16 protein-coding genes are annotated in these 18,362 nt (G+C 46.4%); 15 read left to right on the top strand and 1 reads right to left on the bottom strand.

The window, feature by feature from the left end:
• Nucleotide 1: 1 nt before the first annotated feature.
• Nucleotides 2-820, bottom strand: a complete 819-nt coding sequence (locus HMPREF2794_RS16150) for a lyso-glycine lipid O-acyltransferase GlsA (RefSeq protein WP_010536191.1) — start codon at nt 818-820, stop codon at nt 2-4.
• Nucleotides 821-1,078: 258 nt separating this feature from the next.
• Here HMPREF2794_RS16150 and HMPREF2794_RS16145 point away from each other — a divergent pair, with 258 nt between their 5' ends.
• The 15 genes from HMPREF2794_RS16145 to ftsZ all read left to right on the top strand — a co-directional run bounded on the left by HMPREF2794_RS16145 (nt 1,079) and on the right by ftsZ (nt 18,319).
• On the top strand, nt 1,079-1,582 hold the full coding sequence (locus HMPREF2794_RS16145) for an RNA polymerase sigma factor (RefSeq protein ID WP_010536190.1): 504 nt from the start codon (nt 1,079-1,081) through the stop codon (nt 1,580-1,582).
• 368 nt (nt 1,583-1,950) lie between these two features.
• A complete protein-coding gene (gene mraZ / locus HMPREF2794_RS16140) occupies nt 1,951-2,421 on the top strand; it encodes a division/cell wall cluster transcriptional repressor MraZ (RefSeq protein WP_010536189.1) in 471 nt (156 codons plus the stop codon).
• Nucleotides 2,408-3,322: a 16S rRNA (cytosine(1402)-N(4))-methyltransferase RsmH gene (rsmH, locus tag HMPREF2794_RS16135; protein ID WP_010536188.1), complete on the top strand. Its 915-nt coding sequence runs from the start codon at nt 2,408-2,410 to the stop codon at nt 3,320-3,322. The genes mraZ and rsmH overlap by 14 nt, the downstream gene beginning before the upstream one ends.
• 8 nt (nt 3,323-3,330) lie before the next feature.
• Nucleotides 3,331-3,687, top strand: coding sequence for an FtsL-like putative cell division protein (locus HMPREF2794_RS16130; protein ID WP_022301421.1), 357 nt, complete (start codon nt 3,331-3,333; stop codon nt 3,685-3,687).
• A gap of 60 nt (nt 3,688-3,747) precedes the next feature.
• Nucleotides 3,748-5,874: a penicillin-binding protein gene (locus HMPREF2794_RS16125; RefSeq protein WP_010536186.1), complete on the top strand. Its 2,127-nt coding sequence runs from the start codon at nt 3,748-3,750 to the stop codon at nt 5,872-5,874.
• A gap of 23 nt (nt 5,875-5,897) precedes the next feature.
• Entirely contained in the window at nt 5,898-7,346 is a 1,449-nt protein-coding gene (locus HMPREF2794_RS16120) for a UDP-N-acetylmuramoyl-L-alanyl-D-glutamate--2,6-diaminopimelate ligase (protein ID WP_010536185.1), read from the top strand.
• Between the two features lie 97 nt (nt 7,347-7,443).
• Nucleotides 7,444-8,712, top strand: a complete 1,269-nt coding sequence (gene mraY / locus HMPREF2794_RS16115; protein ID WP_022301423.1) for a phospho-N-acetylmuramoyl-pentapeptide-transferase — start codon at nt 7,444-7,446, stop codon at nt 8,710-8,712.
• Nucleotides 8,713-8,939: 227 nt separating this feature from the next.
• Nucleotides 8,940-10,274 carry a UDP-N-acetylmuramoyl-L-alanine--D-glutamate ligase gene (gene murD, locus HMPREF2794_RS16110; RefSeq protein WP_022301424.1) on the top strand — a complete coding sequence of 445 codons (1,335 nt, stop codon included), beginning with the start codon at nt 8,940-8,942 and terminating at the stop codon, nt 10,272-10,274.
• Nucleotide 10,275: 1 nt separating this feature from the next.
• Complete coding sequence (locus HMPREF2794_RS16105) at nt 10,276-11,595, top strand: FtsW/RodA/SpoVE family cell cycle protein (RefSeq protein ID WP_010536182.1); 1,320 nt, start codon at nt 10,276-10,278, stop codon at nt 11,593-11,595.
• Between the two features lie 54 nt (nt 11,596-11,649).
• Nucleotides 11,650-12,771 (top strand): undecaprenyldiphospho-muramoylpentapeptide beta-N-acetylglucosaminyltransferase, encoded by a 1,122-nt coding sequence (gene murG / locus HMPREF2794_RS16100; protein WP_070751931.1) that lies wholly within the window; start codon nt 11,650-11,652, stop codon nt 12,769-12,771.
• A gap of 41 nt (nt 12,772-12,812) precedes the next feature.
• Complete coding sequence (locus tag HMPREF2794_RS16095; RefSeq protein ID WP_022301426.1) at nt 12,813-13,184, top strand: GxxExxY protein; 372 nt, start codon at nt 12,813-12,815, stop codon at nt 13,182-13,184.
• A gap of 61 nt (nt 13,185-13,245) precedes the next feature.
• Nucleotides 13,246-14,634, top strand: coding sequence for a UDP-N-acetylmuramate--L-alanine ligase (murC, locus tag HMPREF2794_RS16090; RefSeq protein WP_070751927.1), 1,389 nt, complete (start codon nt 13,246-13,248; stop codon nt 14,632-14,634).
• A gap of 78 nt (nt 14,635-14,712) precedes the next feature.
• On the top strand, nt 14,713-15,450 hold the full coding sequence (locus tag HMPREF2794_RS16085; protein WP_022301427.1) for a cell division protein FtsQ/DivIB: 738 nt from the start codon (nt 14,713-14,715) through the stop codon (nt 15,448-15,450).
• 92 nt (nt 15,451-15,542) lie between these two features.
• Nucleotides 15,543-16,994, top strand: coding sequence for a cell division protein FtsA (gene ftsA / locus HMPREF2794_RS16080; protein WP_010536177.1), 1,452 nt, complete (start codon nt 15,543-15,545; stop codon nt 16,992-16,994).
• 17 nt (nt 16,995-17,011) lie between these two features.
• Nucleotides 17,012-18,319 carry a cell division protein FtsZ gene (gene ftsZ, locus HMPREF2794_RS16075; protein WP_008763706.1) on the top strand — a complete coding sequence of 436 codons (1,308 nt, stop codon included), beginning with the start codon at nt 17,012-17,014 and terminating at the stop codon, nt 18,317-18,319.
• Nucleotides 18,320-18,362: the final 43 nt, after the last annotated feature.

Raw genomic sequence — 18,362 nt, 5'->3', positions numbered from 1 at the left:
GTTACAGTTTATATACAATGTCCTTCACATACTCCGCCCACTGAGCAGGAGTCTTCGACTTATCGAAAGTCTGCCAGGGAATCGGTTTACCAAAAGTGACAGTAAAGGTTTTGTGACGGTTCTTAAACATCTCATCCGCCAGATACAGCATAGCGATATTGAATTTAATACCCAATGCCTTACAAACATTCGCCAGATTGTAGAAGAAATCAGAGTTTCTGCCGCCAAAATGCACGGGAACTACGTCTCGCTTCGCCTGTATGCTTTTTATAATGAATGTTTTCTTCCATTCCAGATCCCGGATCACTCCGTTCTGACGCCGCGAGCAAAGCCCCGCAGGAAACATGATCATCTGGTCGTCAGACTGAAATCCGGCTTCCACCATCTTAGGAAAGTCTTTTGCCTGCTTTCCCGTCTTATTAATAGGAACACAAAGAGGAGCCAAACCACGCAAATTCATCAGCAGGTCATTCACCAGATACTTTACTTTCCCATTATAATGGCGTCCCAGCACATAGCCGAGTGCTACTCCATCCTGCCCTCCCAGCGGATGATTGGACACAAAGGTATACAAACCGTCTACAGGCAGGTTCTCAAGACCTTTCACCTCCACCTTCGCATCAAGGAACTCCATGCATGCCTCAAGGAAATCCACTCCCAGTTTATCTTTCGATTCATTCAGGAACACATTAATCTCGTCCTGATGAACAATTTTCTTCAAATAAGAAACCACAAACTTAGGGATGTACTTATATTGCTTCGGAGCTTTCGTCCGAAGTATCTTATCGACATCGATTAAAAATAAAGAGTCATCAGTCATTCTTTTCAAATAAAAATGATGCCACAAAATTAACGGTTCTTTTTTATTAATCGCAATAATTTGGCAGAAAATGCAGGATTTAAGTTCTCAACCTGAAAAAAGGACACCCAAAAACTATCAAATATAACCTAAAAACTATCCGCTGATAGTTTTTCCCCTAAATTTTGTCGGTTCATCCCCTATTCCATTCTCAAAAATGCCGTAAACTTGCATCACCGAAAAAAACAAACGAATATTCACTTTTTAAAAGCAACGTATATGAAAAGTTTAAGCTTCAGAAAAGATTTAGTAGGAGTACAGGAAGAACTGCTCCGTTTCGCATACAAACTGACAACCGACCGCGAAGAAGCAAACGATTTGTTGCAGGAGACATCACTCAAAGCATTAGATAACGAGGACAAATATATGCCCGACACAAATTTTAAAGGATGGATGTATACCATTATGCGCAATATCTTCATCAACAATTACCGTAAAGTAGTTCGCGACCAGACATTCATTGATCAGACAGATAATCTTTATCATCTGAATTTACCGCAGGATGCCGGTTTTGAAAGTACGGAAAGAACGTACGACCTGAAAGAGATGCACCGGGTAGTCAATGCACTCCCTAAAGAATACAGAGTTCCGTTCGCTATGCACGTTTCCGGCTTCAAATACCGCGAAATTGCCGAAAAGCTGAACCTCCCGCTAGGCACCGTGAAAAGCCGTATCTTCTTCACCCGCCAGAAACTGCAGGAAGAACTGAAAGATTTTCGCTAAACCTTTAACTATATTATTTATCAATTCCAAATTAGATATTTTAGTGCAGATTTTTAATTGTATTAGTTTAAGGCAGAAGAGTTACAATCTCTTCTGCCTTTTTTTGCTAATCTATTCTGCATGCCCCCTCCCTTACGAAAGAAAAAAACTCCCGCTCAATAAAAAAAGACTCTTCCTCAATACAAACAAAAAAGCATAGCATCTTTCCTGTTTTCCCCACTAATAAAGCATTTCCCAAACCACATCTTTTTCAAGTAAATAAGCATTTAACAATCGGTTGAAAACTTCTCTAAAAGATTTTTATGGAAAATTGTGGGGAATTGTGGGGAATTTCCTACTTTTACGGTCTCTTTATTATAATAAGGTAAATGATACGTTTTTTAGGCAATATTGAAGTCAGGGCGGACGCAAAAGGAAGAGTGTTCATCCCAGCCACCTTCAGGAAGCAATTGCAAGCTGCCTCCGAAGAGAGACTCATTATGCGTAAAGACGTATTTCAAGACTGCCTGACACTGTACCCCGAGAGCGTGTGGAACGAGGAGTTAAACGAACTCCGGAGCAGGCTGAACAAATGGAATAGTAAACACCAGCTCATTTTCAGACAGTTTGTGAGTGACGTCGAAATAGTTACGCCCGACAGCAACGGACGCATACTAATCCCGAAACGTTACTTACAGATTTGTAATATCCATGGAGATATACGATTTATCGGCATCGACAACAAGATAGAGATATGGGCAAAAGAACGGGCAGAACAACCGTTTATGTCTCCCGAAGAGTTTGGTGCAGCATTAGAAGAGATTATGAACGATGAAAATAGACAAGATGGAGAAAGATGATTTGACATACCACGTACCAGTATTGCTAAAGGAAAGCGTTGACGGAATGAATATTCGTCCGGACGGAACGTATGTAGACGTTACCTTCGGAGGAGCGGGACATTCGCGCGAGATTCTTTCACGCCTTGGAGAAGGCGGACGTCTGCTGGGATTCGACCAGGATGAGGATGCCGAACGGAATATCGTCAATGATACCCACTTCACCTTTGTACGCAGTAATTTTCGTTATTTGCAGAATTTCCTGCGTTATCATGGCATTGAGCAGGTAGACGCTATTCTGGCTGACCTTGGCGTATCCTCCCACCATTTCGACGACAGCGAACGCGGCTTCTCCTTCCGTTTCGACGGAGCACTGGATATGCGCATGAACAAACGTGCAGGAATCACGGCAGCCGACATCATCAACACATACGAAGAAGAACGGCTCGCAAACCTTTTCTACCTGTACGGCGAACTGAAGAACAGCCGTAAACTGGCATCTGTCATTGTAAAAGCCAGAAACGGACAGTCTATCCGGACAATCGGTGAATTTTTGGAAATCATCAAGCCGCTTTTCGGACGCGAACGGGAGAAAAAAGAATTGGCGAAAGTATTTCAAGCACTTCGCATTGAAGTAAATCAGGAGATGGAAGCACTGAAAGAAATGCTGTCAGCTGCTACCGAAGCGCTCAAACCGGGCGGACGCCTTGTGGTTATCACTTATCATTCACTGGAAGACCGGATGGTGAAGAATATAATGAAAACAGGCAACGTGGAAGGCAAAGCGGAAACCGACTTTTTCGGGAATCTGCAAACCCCGTTCCGGTTAGTCAACAATAAGGTGATTGTTCCCGGCGAAGCGGAGATAGAAAGAAACCCACGGTCGAGAAGTGCCAAATTACGAATAGCAGAGAAAAAATAGTCTCAGATATGGAAGAAGAAATAGTAGACAAAAAGACAGAAGAGGGCAAGAAGAAAAAACGCACCTCATTGAAAAGTATTCTGGGAGGAGATATCCTCGCCACAGACTTTTTCCGTCGGCAGACGAAGCTGTTGGTACTGATTATGGTATTCGTTATCTTCTATATCCACAACCGTTATGCCAGCCAGCAACAACAGATTGAAATAGACCGGCTGAAAAAAGAATTAATTGACATTAAATACGATGCGCTGACCCGTAGTTCGGAGCTGATGGAGAAAAGCCGTCAGTCACGTATCGAGGAATATATATCAAACAAGGAAAGTGATTTGCAGACTTCCACCAATCCACCTTATCTTATTAAATAAGGTGTGAGTTGGGAGTTTTAAAAGAAAATAGGCACTGTGGCAGTAAATAAGAAAAATATAATGACCCGTTACTTCTTTGTCATTCTGATAATGGCATTGATAGGAGTAGCAATTGTCGTTAAGGCAGGCGTGACCATGTTTGCCGAACGGCAGTACTGGCAGGATGTAGCCGATCGTTTCGTAAAAGAAAACGTAACGGTGAAGCCTAACCGTGGAAACATTATTTCTTCTGACGGTAAACTAATGGCCAGTTCACTGCCTGAATACAGAATCTACATGGACTTTATGTCCGGTGAAAAGGACGAAAAAAGAAGAAAGAAGGATCAGGCACGCCGGGATTCCATCCTCAAAGCAAATATGGATTCGATCTGTATCGGACTCCACAAGATATTCCCTGATAAGAGTGCGGCACAATTCAAGGCGCACCTTCAGAAAGGACGACAGGCAAAAAGCCGTAACTACCTGATTTATCCGAAGCGTATCTCCTATATACAATATAAAGAGGTGAAACGTCTGCCTGTTTTCTGTCTGAACCGTTATAAAGGAGGATTCAAGGAACTGGCATACAATCAGCGCAAGAAACCTTTCGGCTCATTGGCAGCCCGCACCTTGGGAGATGTATATGCTGATACAGCTCAAGGAGCCAAGAACGGTATAGAACTTGCATTCGATACGATTCTGAAAGGACGTGACGGGCTGACTCACCGCCAGAAAGTAATGAACAAATACCTGAATATTGTCGATGTCGCCCCTATCGACGGCTGCGATCTGATCACTACTATCGATGTAGGCATGCAGGATATTTGCGAAAAAGCATTGGTAGACAAACTGAAAGAGCTGAATGCTACCGTAGGTGTAGTCGTATTGATGGAAGTAACAACCGGAGAGGTAAAAGCCATCGTTAATATGACCCAAGGCAGAGACGGCGAATATTACGAGGTACGCAATAATGCAATCAGTGATATGCTTGAGCCGGGATCTACTTTCAAGACGGCATCTATCATGGTAGCTCTGGAGGACGGAAAAATCACTCCGGACTATATCGTAGACACCGGCAACGGACAAAAGCCGATGCACGGTCGTGTCATGAAAGACCACAACTGGCATCGCGGAGGATATGGCAAACTGACTGTTACCGAGATTCTGGGAGTATCATCCAATGTAGGAACTTCCAGCATCATTGAAAACTTTTACGGAAGTAACCCGCAGAAATTTGTAGACGGACTGAAACGGATGAGCATTGACCAACCTCTCCACCTGCAAATATCAGGAGAAGGAAAACCGAACATTCGCGGTCCGAAAGAACGCTATTTTTCGAAAACGACATTGCCGTGGATGAGTATCGGTTATGAAACTCAGGTTCCGCCGATCAATATTCTGACATTCTACAATGCGATTGCCAACAACGGAGTATCCATTCGTCCGAAGTTTGTAAGAGCCGCTGTCAGAGACGGAGAAGTGGTAAAGGAATACCCGACCGAGGTTATCAATCCGAAAATCTGTTCGGACAAAACGTTGGCACAGATACGGGAAATCCTACGGAAAGTAGTAGGCGAAGGACTCGCCAAACCCGCGGGAAGCAAGCAGTTCCATGTTTCCGGTAAAACCGGAACCGCACAGATTTCGCAGGGAGCAGCGGGATATAAGACGGGAAGAACCAATTATCTCGTCAGTTTCTGCGGATACTTCCCGTCGGAAAAGCCTAAATACAGTATGATTGTCTCTATCCAGAAACCCGGTCTGCCTGCTTCGGGAGGTTTGATGGCGGGTAGCGTATTCAGTAAGATTGCAGAAAGAGTCTATGCAAAAGACCTGCGCTTACCGCTCACCAGTGCCATTGATACAAATACGGTTGTCATCCCGAACGTCAAGGCGGGAGAAATGAGGGAAACGCAACGGGTACTGGAAGAACTGAATATAAAGATACAGGGAAAAATCACCGACTCGGGGAAAGAAGTATGGGGAAGCACTCATCCCGCTCCTCAAGCTGTGGTTCTTGAGAGCCGGGGTATCATGCAGAACTTCGTACCGAGCGTCGTAGGTATGGGAGCAAAAGATGCTGTTTATCTATTGGAAAGTAAAGGATTGAAAGTTAATCTGGTGGGAGTCGGGAAAGTAAAAAGCCAGTCGATAGCCAACGGCAGTGTCGTTAAGAAGGGGCAAACGATTACGCTTACGATGCATTAAGAATTAAATTAAGTAGGACAGATATGTTATTAAACGAGTTACTGAAAGCAATCCAGCCGGTGCAAGTGACCGGAGATTCAAAGATAGAAATCACCGGAGTCAACATCGACTCCCGTCTGGTGGAAGCCGGCCAACTATTTATGGCGATGCGTGGCACGCAGACCGATGGTCATGCCTATATTCCCGCCGCCATTCAGAAAGGAGCCACTGCCATCCTTTGTGAAGACCTTCCGGAGGAGCCCGTAGCAGGAATCACCTATATTCAGGTGAAAGACAGCGAAGATGCAGTAGGAAAGATTGCTACGACATTCTATGGAAATCCGACAGAACAATTCGAACTGGTCGGTGTCACAGGAACAAATGGTAAAACAACCATTGCCACCTTATTATATAATACATTCCGCTACTTCGGTTATAAAGTGGGATTAATCTCTACTGTCTGCAACTATATCGACGACCAGCCGATTCCGACAGAGCATACAACCCCCGACCCTATCACGCTAAACCGTTTATTGGGCCAAATGGCAGATGAAGGATGCAAGTACGTCTTTATGGAAGTCAGCTCTCATTCCATCGCTCAGAAACGTATCAGCGGATTAAAGTTTGCAGGAGGGATTTTCACGAACCTGACCCGCGACCATCTTGATTATCATAAAACCGTAGAGAACTATCTCAAGGCAAAGAAAAAGTTCTTCGACGATATGCCTAAAAACGCTTTCAGTCTCACCAACCTTGACGACAAGAATGGACTGGTGATGACACAGAATACACGTTCCAAGGTTTACACCTATTCGTTAAGAAGCCTCAGCGACTTCAAAGGACGGGTCATTGAGTCCCATTTTGAAGGGATGCTGCTCGATTTCAACAAACATGAACTAGCCGTTCAGTTTATCGGCAAGTTCAATGCCTCCAACCTGCTGGCAGTGTTCGGAGCAGCCGTATTATTAGGCAAAAAAGAGGAAGAGGTACTCATAGCACTTAGTACACTCCATCCGGTAGCCGGACGTTTCGATGCCATCCGTTCTCCGAAAGGAGTGACAGCAATCGTTGACTATGCACATACGCCGGATGCACTGATTAACGTATTGAATGCCATTCACGGAGTACTCGAAGGCAAAGGTAAAGTGATCACCGTAGTAGGTGCCGGCGGCAACCGTGATAAGGGAAAACGCCCTATCATGGCGAAAGAAGCAGCGAAAGCCAGCGACCGGGTGATTATAACATCGGATAATCCCCGCTTTGAAGAGCCACAAGACATCATCAACGATATGCTTGCCGGACTGGATGCGGAAGATATGAGAAAAACGCTTAGTATCGCCGACCGCAAAGAAGCAATCCGTACAGCTTGCATGCTTGCAGAGAAAGGAGATGTAATCCTCGTAGCCGGAAAGGGGCACGAAAATTACCAGGAGATCAGAGGAGTGAAACATCACTTCGATGACAAAGAAGTTTTGAAAGAAATATTTAATTGACAACCTATAATAATTTGCAACAGACAGCTCCTTATCAGGCGTGGGGCATCAATAAGAGACTGTAAATTGCAGACACTAAATTGTAAAGAGAAAAGAGATGTTATATTATCTGTTTGAATGGCTGCATAAGCTCAATTTTCCCGGAGCGGGAATGTTCGGTTACACCTCATTCCGTGCTTTGATGGCTGTTATCCTCGCATTGCTTATATCAAGCATCTGGGGAGATAAATTCATCAATCTGCTGAAAAAGAAGCAAATCACGGAAACACAGCGTGATGCCAAGACCGATCCGTTTGGCGTCAACAAAGTGGGTGTGCCAAGTATGGGAGGGGTTATCATTATCGTAGCCATCCTCATACCATGCCTGCTATTGGGTAAGCTGGACAATATATATATGATATTGATGCTGATAACCACCGTATGGCTGGGATCACTCGGTTTTGCCGACGATTACATCAAAATATTCAAGAAAGACAAGGAAGGTTTGCACGGCAAATTCAAGATCATTGGTCAGGTCGGTCTGGGACTGATTGTAGGACTGACTCTGTATCTAAGCCCGGATGTAGTCATCCGCGAGAACATCGAAGTTCATACGCCGGGACAGGAAATGGAAGTGATCCACGGAACGAATGATTTAAAATCAACCCAAACCACTATCCCTTTCTTCAAAAGCAATAACTTAGATTATGCCGATCTGGTTGGTTTTATGGGCGAACATGCACAGACAGCCGGATGGATACTGTTCGTGATTATCACGATTTTCGTTGTAACTGCCGTATCGAATGGTGCAAACCTCAACGACGGAATGGACGGCATGGCAGCCGGAAACTCCGCCATCATCGGTGCCACACTGGGAGTACTTGCCTATGTATCGTCGCACATCGAGTTTGCCAGTTACTTGAATATCATGTACATTCCGGGATCGGAAGAACTGGTAATTTACATTTGCGCATTTATCGGTGCGTTGATTGGTTTCTTATGGTACAATGCCTATCCGGCACAAGTATTCATGGGAGACACAGGTAGTCTGACCATCGGTGGTATCATTGCCGTTTTTGCCATCATCATCCACAAAGAGCTGCTGATACCGATTCTCTGTGGCGTGTTCCTGATAGAGAACCTGTCGGTCATACTGCAACGTTTCTACTATAAGATAGGAAAACGGAAAGGAGTGAAACAGCGGCTGTTCAAACGGACTCCGATACACGATCATTTCCGTACTTCCATGAGTCTGGTAGAACCGGGATGTACCGTAAAATTCACGAAACCCGACCAGCTGTTCCACGAGTCAAAGATTACCGTCCGTTTCTGGATTGTAACGATTGTACTGGCAGCGATAACGATTATTACATTAAAAATAAGATGAAAATTATCTGGCACGGATGACACGGATAACACGGTTTTAGTAAACCAATAGCTGTGTAAGACCGTGAAATCCGTGTAATCCGTGCCTAATTAAAATTTATTATATAAGAGAGTATTAACCCGATTATTAACTTTAAAAAGATGTGTGCAGCCGATGAGCGAAAAAGAAGGGATGAAAAGGAAGAGAGAAGAGTCTGCCTGTCGGACAGCAAAAGCACATTACTGTAAATGAAAAGAATTGTAATTTTAGGAGCCGGTGAAAGCGGTGCCGGTGCAGCCGTACTCGCCAAAGTAAAAGGACTTGAAACATTTGTTTCGGATATGTCCGTTATCAAGGATAAGTATAAAGAACTCCTTGACAGCCACCATATTGCCTGGGAGGAAGGACATCATACCGAAGAACTCATTCTGAATGCCGATGAGGTGATCAAAAGCCCCGGTATCCCGAATGACGCCCCGTTGATCCTGAAACTGAAAGCCCAGGGTACACCGATCATCTCCGAAATCGAGTTCGCCGGACGCTATACCGATGCCAAAATGATCTGTATCACCGGTTCTAACGGAAAGACAACGACTACTTCCCTGATCTACCATATCTTCAAGAGCGCAGACCTGAATGTAGGTCTCGCCGGTAACATTGGCAAGAGTCTGGCTTTACAAGTAGCCGAAGAACACCATGACTATTACATCATCGAGCTCAGTTCTTTCCAACTGGACAATATGTATAACTTCCGTGCCAATATCGCCGTACTGATGAACATCACACCGGATCATCTGGACCGATACGACCATTGCATGCAGAACTACATCGATGCCAAGTTCCGTATTACACAGAACCAGACCACCGATGACGCCTTCATCTTCTGGAACGATGACCCGATCATCAAACAGGAACTGGCAAAACATGGTCTGAAAGCACATCTGTATCCTTTCGCAGCCATGAAGGAAGACGGAGCCATCGCATACGTAGAAGATCATGAAGTGAAGATCACCGAGCCTATCGCCTTCAACATGGAACAGGAGGAACTGGCATTGACCGGACAGCATAACCTTTACAACTCGTTAGCTGCCGGAATCTCGGCAAACCTCGCAGGTATCACCAAAGAGAATATCCGCAAGGCACTTTCCGACTTCAAGGGAGTGGAACACCGCCTGGAGAAAGTGGCACGTGTACGCGGCATCGACTTCATCAACGATTCCAAAGCGACCAATGTCAACTCCTGCTGGTATGCCCTGCAAAGCATGACTACCAAGACAGTACTGATACTGGGCGGAAAAGACAAAGGCAATGACTATACGGAAATAGAAGATCTGGTACGGGAAAAGTGCTCGGCACTGGTTTACCTGGGACTGCATAACGAAAAGCTACACGAGTTTTTCGACCGCTTCGGACTGCCCGTAGCCGATGTGCAGACCGGAATGAAAGATGCAGTGGAAGCAGCCTATAAACTGGCTAAGAAAGGAGAAACCGTATTGTTAAGCCCCTGCTGCGCCTCTTTCGACCTCTTCAAGAGTTACGAAGACCGCGGCGATCAGTTTAAGAAATATGTAAGAGAGTTATAAAATGGATTTATTAAAGAACATATTTAAAGGTGACAAGGTAATCTGGATTATCTTCCTCTGTCTCTGCCTCATCTCGATTATCGAGGTGTTCTCGGCAGCATCGACGCTGACCTACAAAAGCGGCGATCACTGGGGACCGATTACACAGCACTCCATCATCCTGATGGTGGGTGCCGTAGTAGTAGTGTTTCTGCACAATGTCCCCTACAAATGGTTTCAGGTATTCCCAGTCTTCCTGTATCCGATCTCCCTCGTCCTGCTGGCATTCGTCACACTGATGGGTATCATCACAGGCGACCGTGTCAATGGAGCAGCCCGCTGGATGACCTTTATGGGACTACAGTTCCAGCCCTCGGAACTGGCAAAGATGGCTGTCATCATTGCCGTTTCGTTTATCCTGTCGAAAAGGCAGGATGAAGAAGGAGCCAATCCGAAAGCCTTTAAATACATCATGATTCTTACCGGACTGGTCCTCATTCTGATTGCTCCGGAGAACTTGTCGACAGCCATGTTGTTGTTCGGCGTCGTATTCATGATGATGTTCATCGGACGAGTAGCCGCAAAGAAACTCCTTCTGCTGGCAGGAGGGCTCATTCTGATCGGCGCGCTCGGTGTGGGTACGGTTGTAGCAATTCCTGCTAAGACGTTGCACAGCACCCCCGGACTTCACCGTCTGGAGACTTGGCAGAACCGTATCAAAGGCTTCTTCGATAAAGATGAAGTGCCCGCAGCCAAATTCGATATAGATAAAGACGCACAGATTGCACATGCCCGTATCGCCATCGCTACCAGTCATGTAGTGGGCAAAGGGCCGGGCAACTCCATACAGCGTGACTTCCTCAGCCAGGCATTCTCCGATTTCATCTTCGCGATAGTAATCGAAGAGATGGGACTGATAGGAGGCATATTTGTCGTATTCCTCTATCTCTGGCTGCTGATGCGGGCCGGACGTATCGCGCAAAAGTGCGAACGGACTTTCCCCGCCTTCCTTGTCATGAGCATCGCTTTGCTGTTAGTATCGCAAGCGATACTGAATATGATGGTTGCCGTGGGGCTGTTCCCCGTGACGGGACAACCTTTGCCTCTGGTCAGCAAAGGAGGTACAAGTACATTAATCAACTGCGCCTATATCGGAATGATATTGAGCGTAAGCCGATATACAGCTCATCTGGAAGAACAGAAAGCGCATGACGCACAGATTCAGATGCAGATAGAAGCCGGAACAGCGACTTCGGAGGCTCAGGCTGCTGCCGAACCGACTGCACAGATTCTGAACAGTGATGCCAAGTTCGAAGATGAACATGACAGCAATAAACGATGATGCACGGTTTACGATGAACCGTAAACGGTGAAGAACGGATAAAAAAGGATTATGATGGAAAAAGAACTTAGAATTATCATCAGCGGTGGAGGCACAGGAGGACACATCTTCCCTGCCGTATCCATCGCCAACGCTATAATGGAATTGCGACCGGATGCAAAGATATTGTTTGTAGGTGCCGAAGGCCGCATGGAGATGCAGCGGGTTCCCGATGCAGGCTACCGGATCATCGGACTCCCGATAGCCGGTTTCGACCGCAAACATTTATGGAAAAACGTAGCTGTACTGATTAAGCTGGCACGCAGCCAGTGGAAAGCCCGGAGCATTATCAAAAACTTCCGCCCGCAGGTAGCGGTAGGCGTAGGAGGATATGCCAGCGGCCCCACACTAAAGACTGCCGGTATGATGGGAGTACCGACCTTGATTCAGGAGCAGAACTCTTATGCCGGAGTCACAAACAAGCTGTTGGCACAAAAAGCAAAGGTTATTTGTGTTGCATACGATGGAATGGAAAAGTTCTTTCCTGCCGATAAGATTATAATGACCGGAAACCCCGTTCGCCAGAATCTGACGAAGGATATGCCGGAAAAGAATGCGGCACTGCGCTCCTTCAACCTGTTGCCGAATAAGAAAACAATTCTGATTGTAGGCGGTAGCCTTGGCGCGCGTACTATTAATAATACGCTGACCGCCGCATTAGCTACAATCAAGGCAAACGCCGATATACAGTTCATCTGGCAGACCGGAAAGTATTACTATCCACAGGTGACAGAAGCCGTACGGGCAGCAGGAAAACTTCCGAATCTGTATGTGACGGACTTCATCAAGGATATGGCAGCCGCTTACGCAGCCTCCGACCTAGTAATCTCACGTGCGGGAGCCGGTTCTATTTCAGAGTTTTGTTTGTTGCACAAGCCTGTTGTCCTGGTCCCTTCTCCCAATGTGGCAGAAGATCATCAGACTAAGAATGCACTGGCATTGGTGGACAAACAAGCCGCCATCTATGTAAAAGACAGTGAAGCGGAAGCCAAGCTGATGGATGTAGCACTGAAAACAGTAGCCGACGATCAGAAGCTGAAAGAACTAAGTGACAATATAGCCAAGCTGGCTTTACCCGACTCTGCACGGATCATCGCGCAGGAAGTAATCAAGCTGGCAGAAACAGAAAACAAATAATATTAATTAGGCACGGATTACGCGGATTACACGGTTTAAGAATGATATACGAGAAATTGACAAAAGAAATCATAAGTGCTTTTTATGAAGTACATAACACATTAGGATTTGGGTTCTTAGAACAAGTCTATCAGAATGCACTTTATAAAGAACTCCTAAGAAGAGGACTTTTCTGTCAATCTCAAAAAGAGATGGAAGTTTATTATAAAGGTGAAATGGTGGGAAGATACATTGCAGATATAGTAGTAAACGACGAAATCATTCTTGAGCTAAAAGCTGTAACAACCCTTCGTCCAGAACATGAGTGGCAATTAGTCAATTATCTAAAAGCAACAGGACTAGAAGTAGGTTTATTACTAAATTTTGGTGTAGCAGCTGAAGTAAAACGTAAAATATTAACACATCATTCTTAAACCGTGGAATCCGTGTAATCCGTGCCTAAAATTAATATAGAAACTAAAACAGTATAAAGAAATGAATATTGAAACGATACAATCAGTCTACTTTGTCGGTGCCGGAGGCATCGGTATGAGCGCACTTGTCCGTTATTTCCTTTCCAAAGGAAAAGTGGTAGCCGGATACGACCGTACCCCGACCCCATTGACTGAAAATCTCATCGCCGAAGGCGCACAAATACATTACGAAGAAAACGTCAGCCTGATTCCGGAAGCCTGCAAGGACCCCAAAAGCACTTTAGTCGTATTGACTCCCGCTGTCCCGCAGGAACACGAAGAATTAGTTTATTTCCGCAACAACGGATTCGAAATACAAAAGCGCGCACAAGTACTGGGAACCATCACTCATTCCAGCAAAGGACTGTGTGTAGCCGGTACTCATGGTAAAACGACTACTTCTACCATGACCGCCCACCTGTTCCATCAATCGCATGTAGAATGTACCGCATTCCTCGGAGGCATCTCCAAGAATTACGGCACCAACCTGCTCCTTTCCCAGAAAAGCCCTTATACAGTCATCGAAGCAGACGAGTTCGACCGTTCCTTCCATTGGCTGTCCCCATATATGTCCGTCATCACTGCCACAGACCCTGACCATCTGGACATCTACGGAACAGAAGAGGCATACCTTGAAAGCTTCGAACATTATACAACACTGATCCAGCCGGGTGGTGCACTGATTATCCGCAAAGGCATCTCGCTGCAACCGAAAGTGCAGTCCGGAGTCCGTGTCTATACCTATTCGCGCGACGAGGGCGACTTCCACGCAGAGAACATCCGCATCGGAAACGGTGAAATCTTCATCGACTTCGTTGCCCCCGACACCCGCATCAACGATATCCAGCTGGGAGTTCCGGTAAGCATCAACATCGAAAACGGCGTAGCCGCCATGGCACTTGCACACCTCAACGGAGTGACCGACGAAGAGATCAGACAAGGAATGAACAGCTTCCGCGGTGTAGACCGCCGGTTCGATTTCAAGATCAAGAATGACCAGGTAGTCTTCCTGAGCGACTACGCCCATCATCCTTCGGAAATCAAACAGAGCGTACTGTCTATCCGCGAACTCTATAAAGACAAGAAGATCACAGCCATCTTCCAGCCGCACCTTTACACCCGTACCCGCGACTTCTATCAGGACTTTGCCGATAGCCTGTCGCTACTGGACGAAGTCATTCTGACAGACATCTACCCGGCCCGTGAAACACCGATCCCCGGTGTCACCAGCAAGCTGATATACGACAACCTCCGTCCGGGTATCGAAAAAAGTATGTGCAAAAAGGAAGAAATACTGAACATTCTGAAAGATAAAAACATTGAAGTATTAATCACTCTAGGAGCCGGAGACATCGACAACTATGTCCCCGAAATAAAGAAAGAACTGGAAAGAATGAAGAATGATGAATGAAGAATTGGCTGCGCAACTATGCTATGCTGCATAGAAATTCTTCATTCTTCATTCCTCATTCTTAATTAAAAAAAAGTTATGGTAAAGAGAATCCTTCTATCTATCGTCATGTTGATGCTTATTGCCTACCTCGGCATAGCCATCACCGCTTTCAACCGCAAGCCTGCCGACCAGACCTGCCGTGACGTAGAACTGGTCATCAAGGATACCGCCTATGCCGGCTTCATCACCAAAGAAGAAGTAAAAGGCATCCTCCAGCACAAAGGTATCTACCCTATCGGGAAAAAGATGGAGCGCATCTCTACCAAGTCGCTGGAACGGGAACTGAGCAAACATCCGCTGATAGACGAAGCGGAGTGCTACAAGACCCCCAGCGGTAAAGTCTGTGTGGAAGTGACACAGCGCATACCGATTCTGCGTATCATGAGCGCTAACGGAGAGAATTATTATCTGGATAATAAAGGAACCGTCATGCCACCGGAAGCAAAATGTGTCGCTCACCGGGCAATTGTCACCGGAAACGTAGAAAAGTCGTTTGCAATGAAGGATTTATATAAGTTTGGTGTATTTTTGCAAAACAATAAGTTCTGGAACGCCCAGATAGAACAAATCCATGTGTTGCCCGACCGCAACATCGAACTGGTACCTCGTGTAGGCGACCACCTCGTCTATCTCGGCAAACTTGAAAACTTTGAAGACAAACTGGCACGCCTGAAAGAATTCTATCAGAAAGGACTCAATCAGGTAGGCTGGAACAAATATTCACGTATCAACCTTGAATTCAGCAACCAAATAATCTGCACGAAGAGAGAGTGATGAGATGTGAGTTCCGGGGGATGAGTGATGAGTTATGAGTGACAAGTCTCTCTAAATAGTAAATTGTAAATAATTAAATTGTAAATAAAGAGATGGCAACAACAGAATTTATCGCCGCTATTGAACTTGGTTCATCGAAGATAACCGGTGTGGCCGGAAGAAAGAACAGTGACGGAAGCATGCAAATACTGGCATATGCCCAGGAAGACTCCTCTACGTTTATCCGTAAAGGGGTAATCTTCAATCTGGACAAGACAGCGCAAAGCCTGACTTCTATCATCAACAGACTGGAAGGTGAGTTGAAAAACTCAATCGCCAAGGTATACGTAGGCATTGGCGGACAATCACTCCGCACAGTCCGCAACGTGGTAAGTCGCGACCTGGAAGAAGAAGCGATCATCTCAGAAGAGCTGGTAAGCGCTATCGGTGATGAGAACGTAGCTATTCCGGTAGTCGATATGGATATACTGGACGTAGCGCCGCAAGAATACAAAGTCGGCAATAATCTGCAAGCCAATCCGGTGGGACTGGTAGGAAGCCACATCGAAGGCCGCTTCCTCAATATCGTCGCCCGCTCTTCCGTACGGAAGAATCTGGAACACTGCTTCCAGCAGGCAAAGATCGATATTGCCGACCAACTGATCGCGCCACTGGTAACAGCCAATGCCGTGCTGACAGAGAGCGAACGCCGTTCGGGCTGCGCACTCATCGACTTCGGTGCTGATACCACCACTATTTCGGTTTATAAGAACAACATTCTCCGCTTCCTGACCGTATTGCCGTTGGGAGGAAACAGCATCACCCGCGACATCACCACCCTGCAAATGGAAGAGGAAGAGGCGGAACGACTGAAGAGAACTTACGGAGACGCCCTATACGAAGAAGACGAAAGCGAAGAGCCCGCTACCTGCAAGCTCGAAGACGAAAGCCGCACGATTGAACTGAGCAAGCTCAACAACATCATCGAAGCGCGTACCGAAGAAATCATCGCTAACGTATGGAACCAGATTCAAATCTCCGGCTACGAAGATAAACTGCTGGCCGGCATCATCCTCACAGGAGGAGCCGCCAACCTGAAAAACCTGGAAGAAATGCTTCGCAGACGTTCGAAGATAGAAAAGATGAGAATGGCGAAACTGCCCCGCAACACAGTTCATGCTCCGAGCAACATACTGAAGAAGGACGGTTCGCAGAACACATTGTTCGGACTTCTGTTTGAAGGCAACCAGAACTGCTGCCTGATTGAAACCGCTCCGCAGATACCGGCTACTCCCGTAACTCCCAAACCGGAGCCGGAAGTTCACAAGACCGCAGACATGTTTGAGGACGATCAGGAACTGAAAGAGCAAGCCCGGCTGGCACGCCTCAAAAAAGACGAGGAGGAAAAAGAAGCCCGGGCAGCTGCCAAGGAAGCCGAAAGACTCCGCAAGCAGAAGGAAAAAGAAGAGAAAGAAAGACGGAAGAGAGAAGCCGGTCCCAGCTGGATTCAACGCAAGATCGACTCCCTGACAAAGGAAATCTTCTCTGACGACGATATGAAATAAATTCAAAATTCAATAATATGGACGAGATAGTACAATTCGATTTCCCGACCGACTCACCTAAGATCATCAAAGTGATTGGTGTAGGTGGCGGTGGCGGTAACGCTGTGAACCACATGTACCGGGAAGGCATACATGACGTAACGTTCGTTCTCTGCAACACGGACAACCAGGCATTAGCCGAGTCACCCGTTCCGGTGAAACTGCAACTGGGCCGTAGCATCACACAAGGACTTGGAGCCGGCAACCGTCCCGAACGGGCACGCGACGCCGCCGAAGAAAGTATTGACGATATCAAAGAACAGTTGAACGACGGCACCAAGATGGTATTCATCACTGCCGGAATGGGAGGAGGAACCGGAACCGGAGCCGCCCCTGTCATCGCCCGCATTGCGAAGGAGATGGATATTCTGACAGTAGGTATTGTCACCATTCCATTTATTTTCGAAGGAGAAAAGAAAATCATTCAGGCACTGGACGGCGTCGAACGTATCGCCCAGCACGTAGATGCCTTGCTGGTCATCAACAACGAACGCCTGCGCGAAATATATGCCGACCTTACCTTCATGAATGCTTTCGGCAAAGCTGATGACACGCTTTCCATCGCAGCAAAAAGTATCGCCGAGATTATCACCATGCGTGGTACGGTGAATCTGGACTTTGCCGATGTGAAGACCATCCTGAAAGACGGTGGTGTAGCCATCATGAGTACCGGATTCGGAGAAGGCGAGAACCGTGTCACCAAAGCTATCGACGATGCCCTCCACTCTCCGTTGCTGAACAACAACGACATCTTCAACGCTAAAAAGGTGATGTTGAACGTATCCTTCTGTCCCACGTCCGAACTGATGATGGAAGAAATGAACGAGATACACGAGTTCATGAGCAAGTTCCGCGAAGGTGTGGAAGTAATCTGGGGAGTCGCCGTAGACAACTCTCTGGACACCAAAGTAAAGATCACCGTACTCGCCACCGGATTTGGTGTGGAAGACGTGCCCGGTATGGACACACTGCACGAAGCCCGCAGCCAGGAGGAAGAAGAACGCCAGTTGCAGCTTGAAGAAGAGAAGGAGAAGAATAAAGAGCGTATCCGCAAGGCATACGGTGAAAGTGCCGGCATCGGAAAGAAAAGCCTGCGCAGCCGTCGCCATATCTATATCTTCAATACCGAAGATTTGGACAACGACGACATCATCGCCATGATAGAGGAATCTCCTACTTACACGCGCGATAAAACGAAGCTGTTGAAAATCAAGACGAAAGCGGCTCTTGAAGAGGAAGTTGCCATGGAAGAGGCTACGGACAATGACGGGGTAATCACTTTCTAGATGGTTCTTCCCCTTGCTATTACAAATTGTAAATAATTAAAAT

Origin of the sequence: Bacteroides sp. HMSC067B03 (assembly GCF_001811315.1) — a bacterium.
Lineage (GTDB): Bacteria > Bacteroidota > Bacteroidia > Bacteroidales > Bacteroidaceae > Bacteroides > Bacteroides faecis.
Note: the sequence above shows the minus strand (reverse complement) of the source record. Positions and strands in the feature narration are given on the sequence as shown.

Coding starts and splice junctions, on each gene's coding strand:
- HMPREF2794_RS16150 (WP_010536191.1), bottom strand. CDS start 820: ATGACTGATGACTCTTTATTTTTAATCGATGTCGATAAGATACTTCGG.
- HMPREF2794_RS16145 (WP_010536190.1), top strand. CDS start 1,079: ATGAAAAGTTTAAGCTTCAGAAAAGATTTAGTAGGAGTACAGGAAGAA.
- mraZ (WP_010536189.1), top strand. CDS start 1,951: ATGATACGTTTTTTAGGCAATATTGAAGTCAGGGCGGACGCAAAAGGA.
- rsmH (WP_010536188.1), top strand. CDS start 2,408: ATGGAGAAAGATGATTTGACATACCACGTACCAGTATTGCTAAAGGAA.
- HMPREF2794_RS16130 (WP_022301421.1), top strand. CDS start 3,331: ATGGAAGAAGAAATAGTAGACAAAAAGACAGAAGAGGGCAAGAAGAAA.
- HMPREF2794_RS16125 (WP_010536186.1), top strand. CDS start 3,748: ATGACCCGTTACTTCTTTGTCATTCTGATAATGGCATTGATAGGAGTA.
- HMPREF2794_RS16120 (WP_010536185.1), top strand. CDS start 5,898: ATGTTATTAAACGAGTTACTGAAAGCAATCCAGCCGGTGCAAGTGACC.
- mraY (WP_022301423.1), top strand. CDS start 7,444: ATGTTATATTATCTGTTTGAATGGCTGCATAAGCTCAATTTTCCCGGA.
- murD (WP_022301424.1), top strand. CDS start 8,940: ATGAAAAGAATTGTAATTTTAGGAGCCGGTGAAAGCGGTGCCGGTGCA.
- HMPREF2794_RS16105 (WP_010536182.1), top strand. CDS start 10,276: ATGGATTTATTAAAGAACATATTTAAAGGTGACAAGGTAATCTGGATT.
- murG (WP_070751931.1), top strand. CDS start 11,650: ATGGAAAAAGAACTTAGAATTATCATCAGCGGTGGAGGCACAGGAGGA.
- HMPREF2794_RS16095 (WP_022301426.1), top strand. CDS start 12,813: ATGATATACGAGAAATTGACAAAAGAAATCATAAGTGCTTTTTATGAA.
- murC (WP_070751927.1), top strand. CDS start 13,246: ATGAATATTGAAACGATACAATCAGTCTACTTTGTCGGTGCCGGAGGC.
- HMPREF2794_RS16085 (WP_022301427.1), top strand. CDS start 14,713: ATGGTAAAGAGAATCCTTCTATCTATCGTCATGTTGATGCTTATTGCC.
- ftsA (WP_010536177.1), top strand. CDS start 15,543: ATGGCAACAACAGAATTTATCGCCGCTATTGAACTTGGTTCATCGAAG.
- ftsZ (WP_008763706.1), top strand. CDS start 17,012: ATGGACGAGATAGTACAATTCGATTTCCCGACCGACTCACCTAAGATC.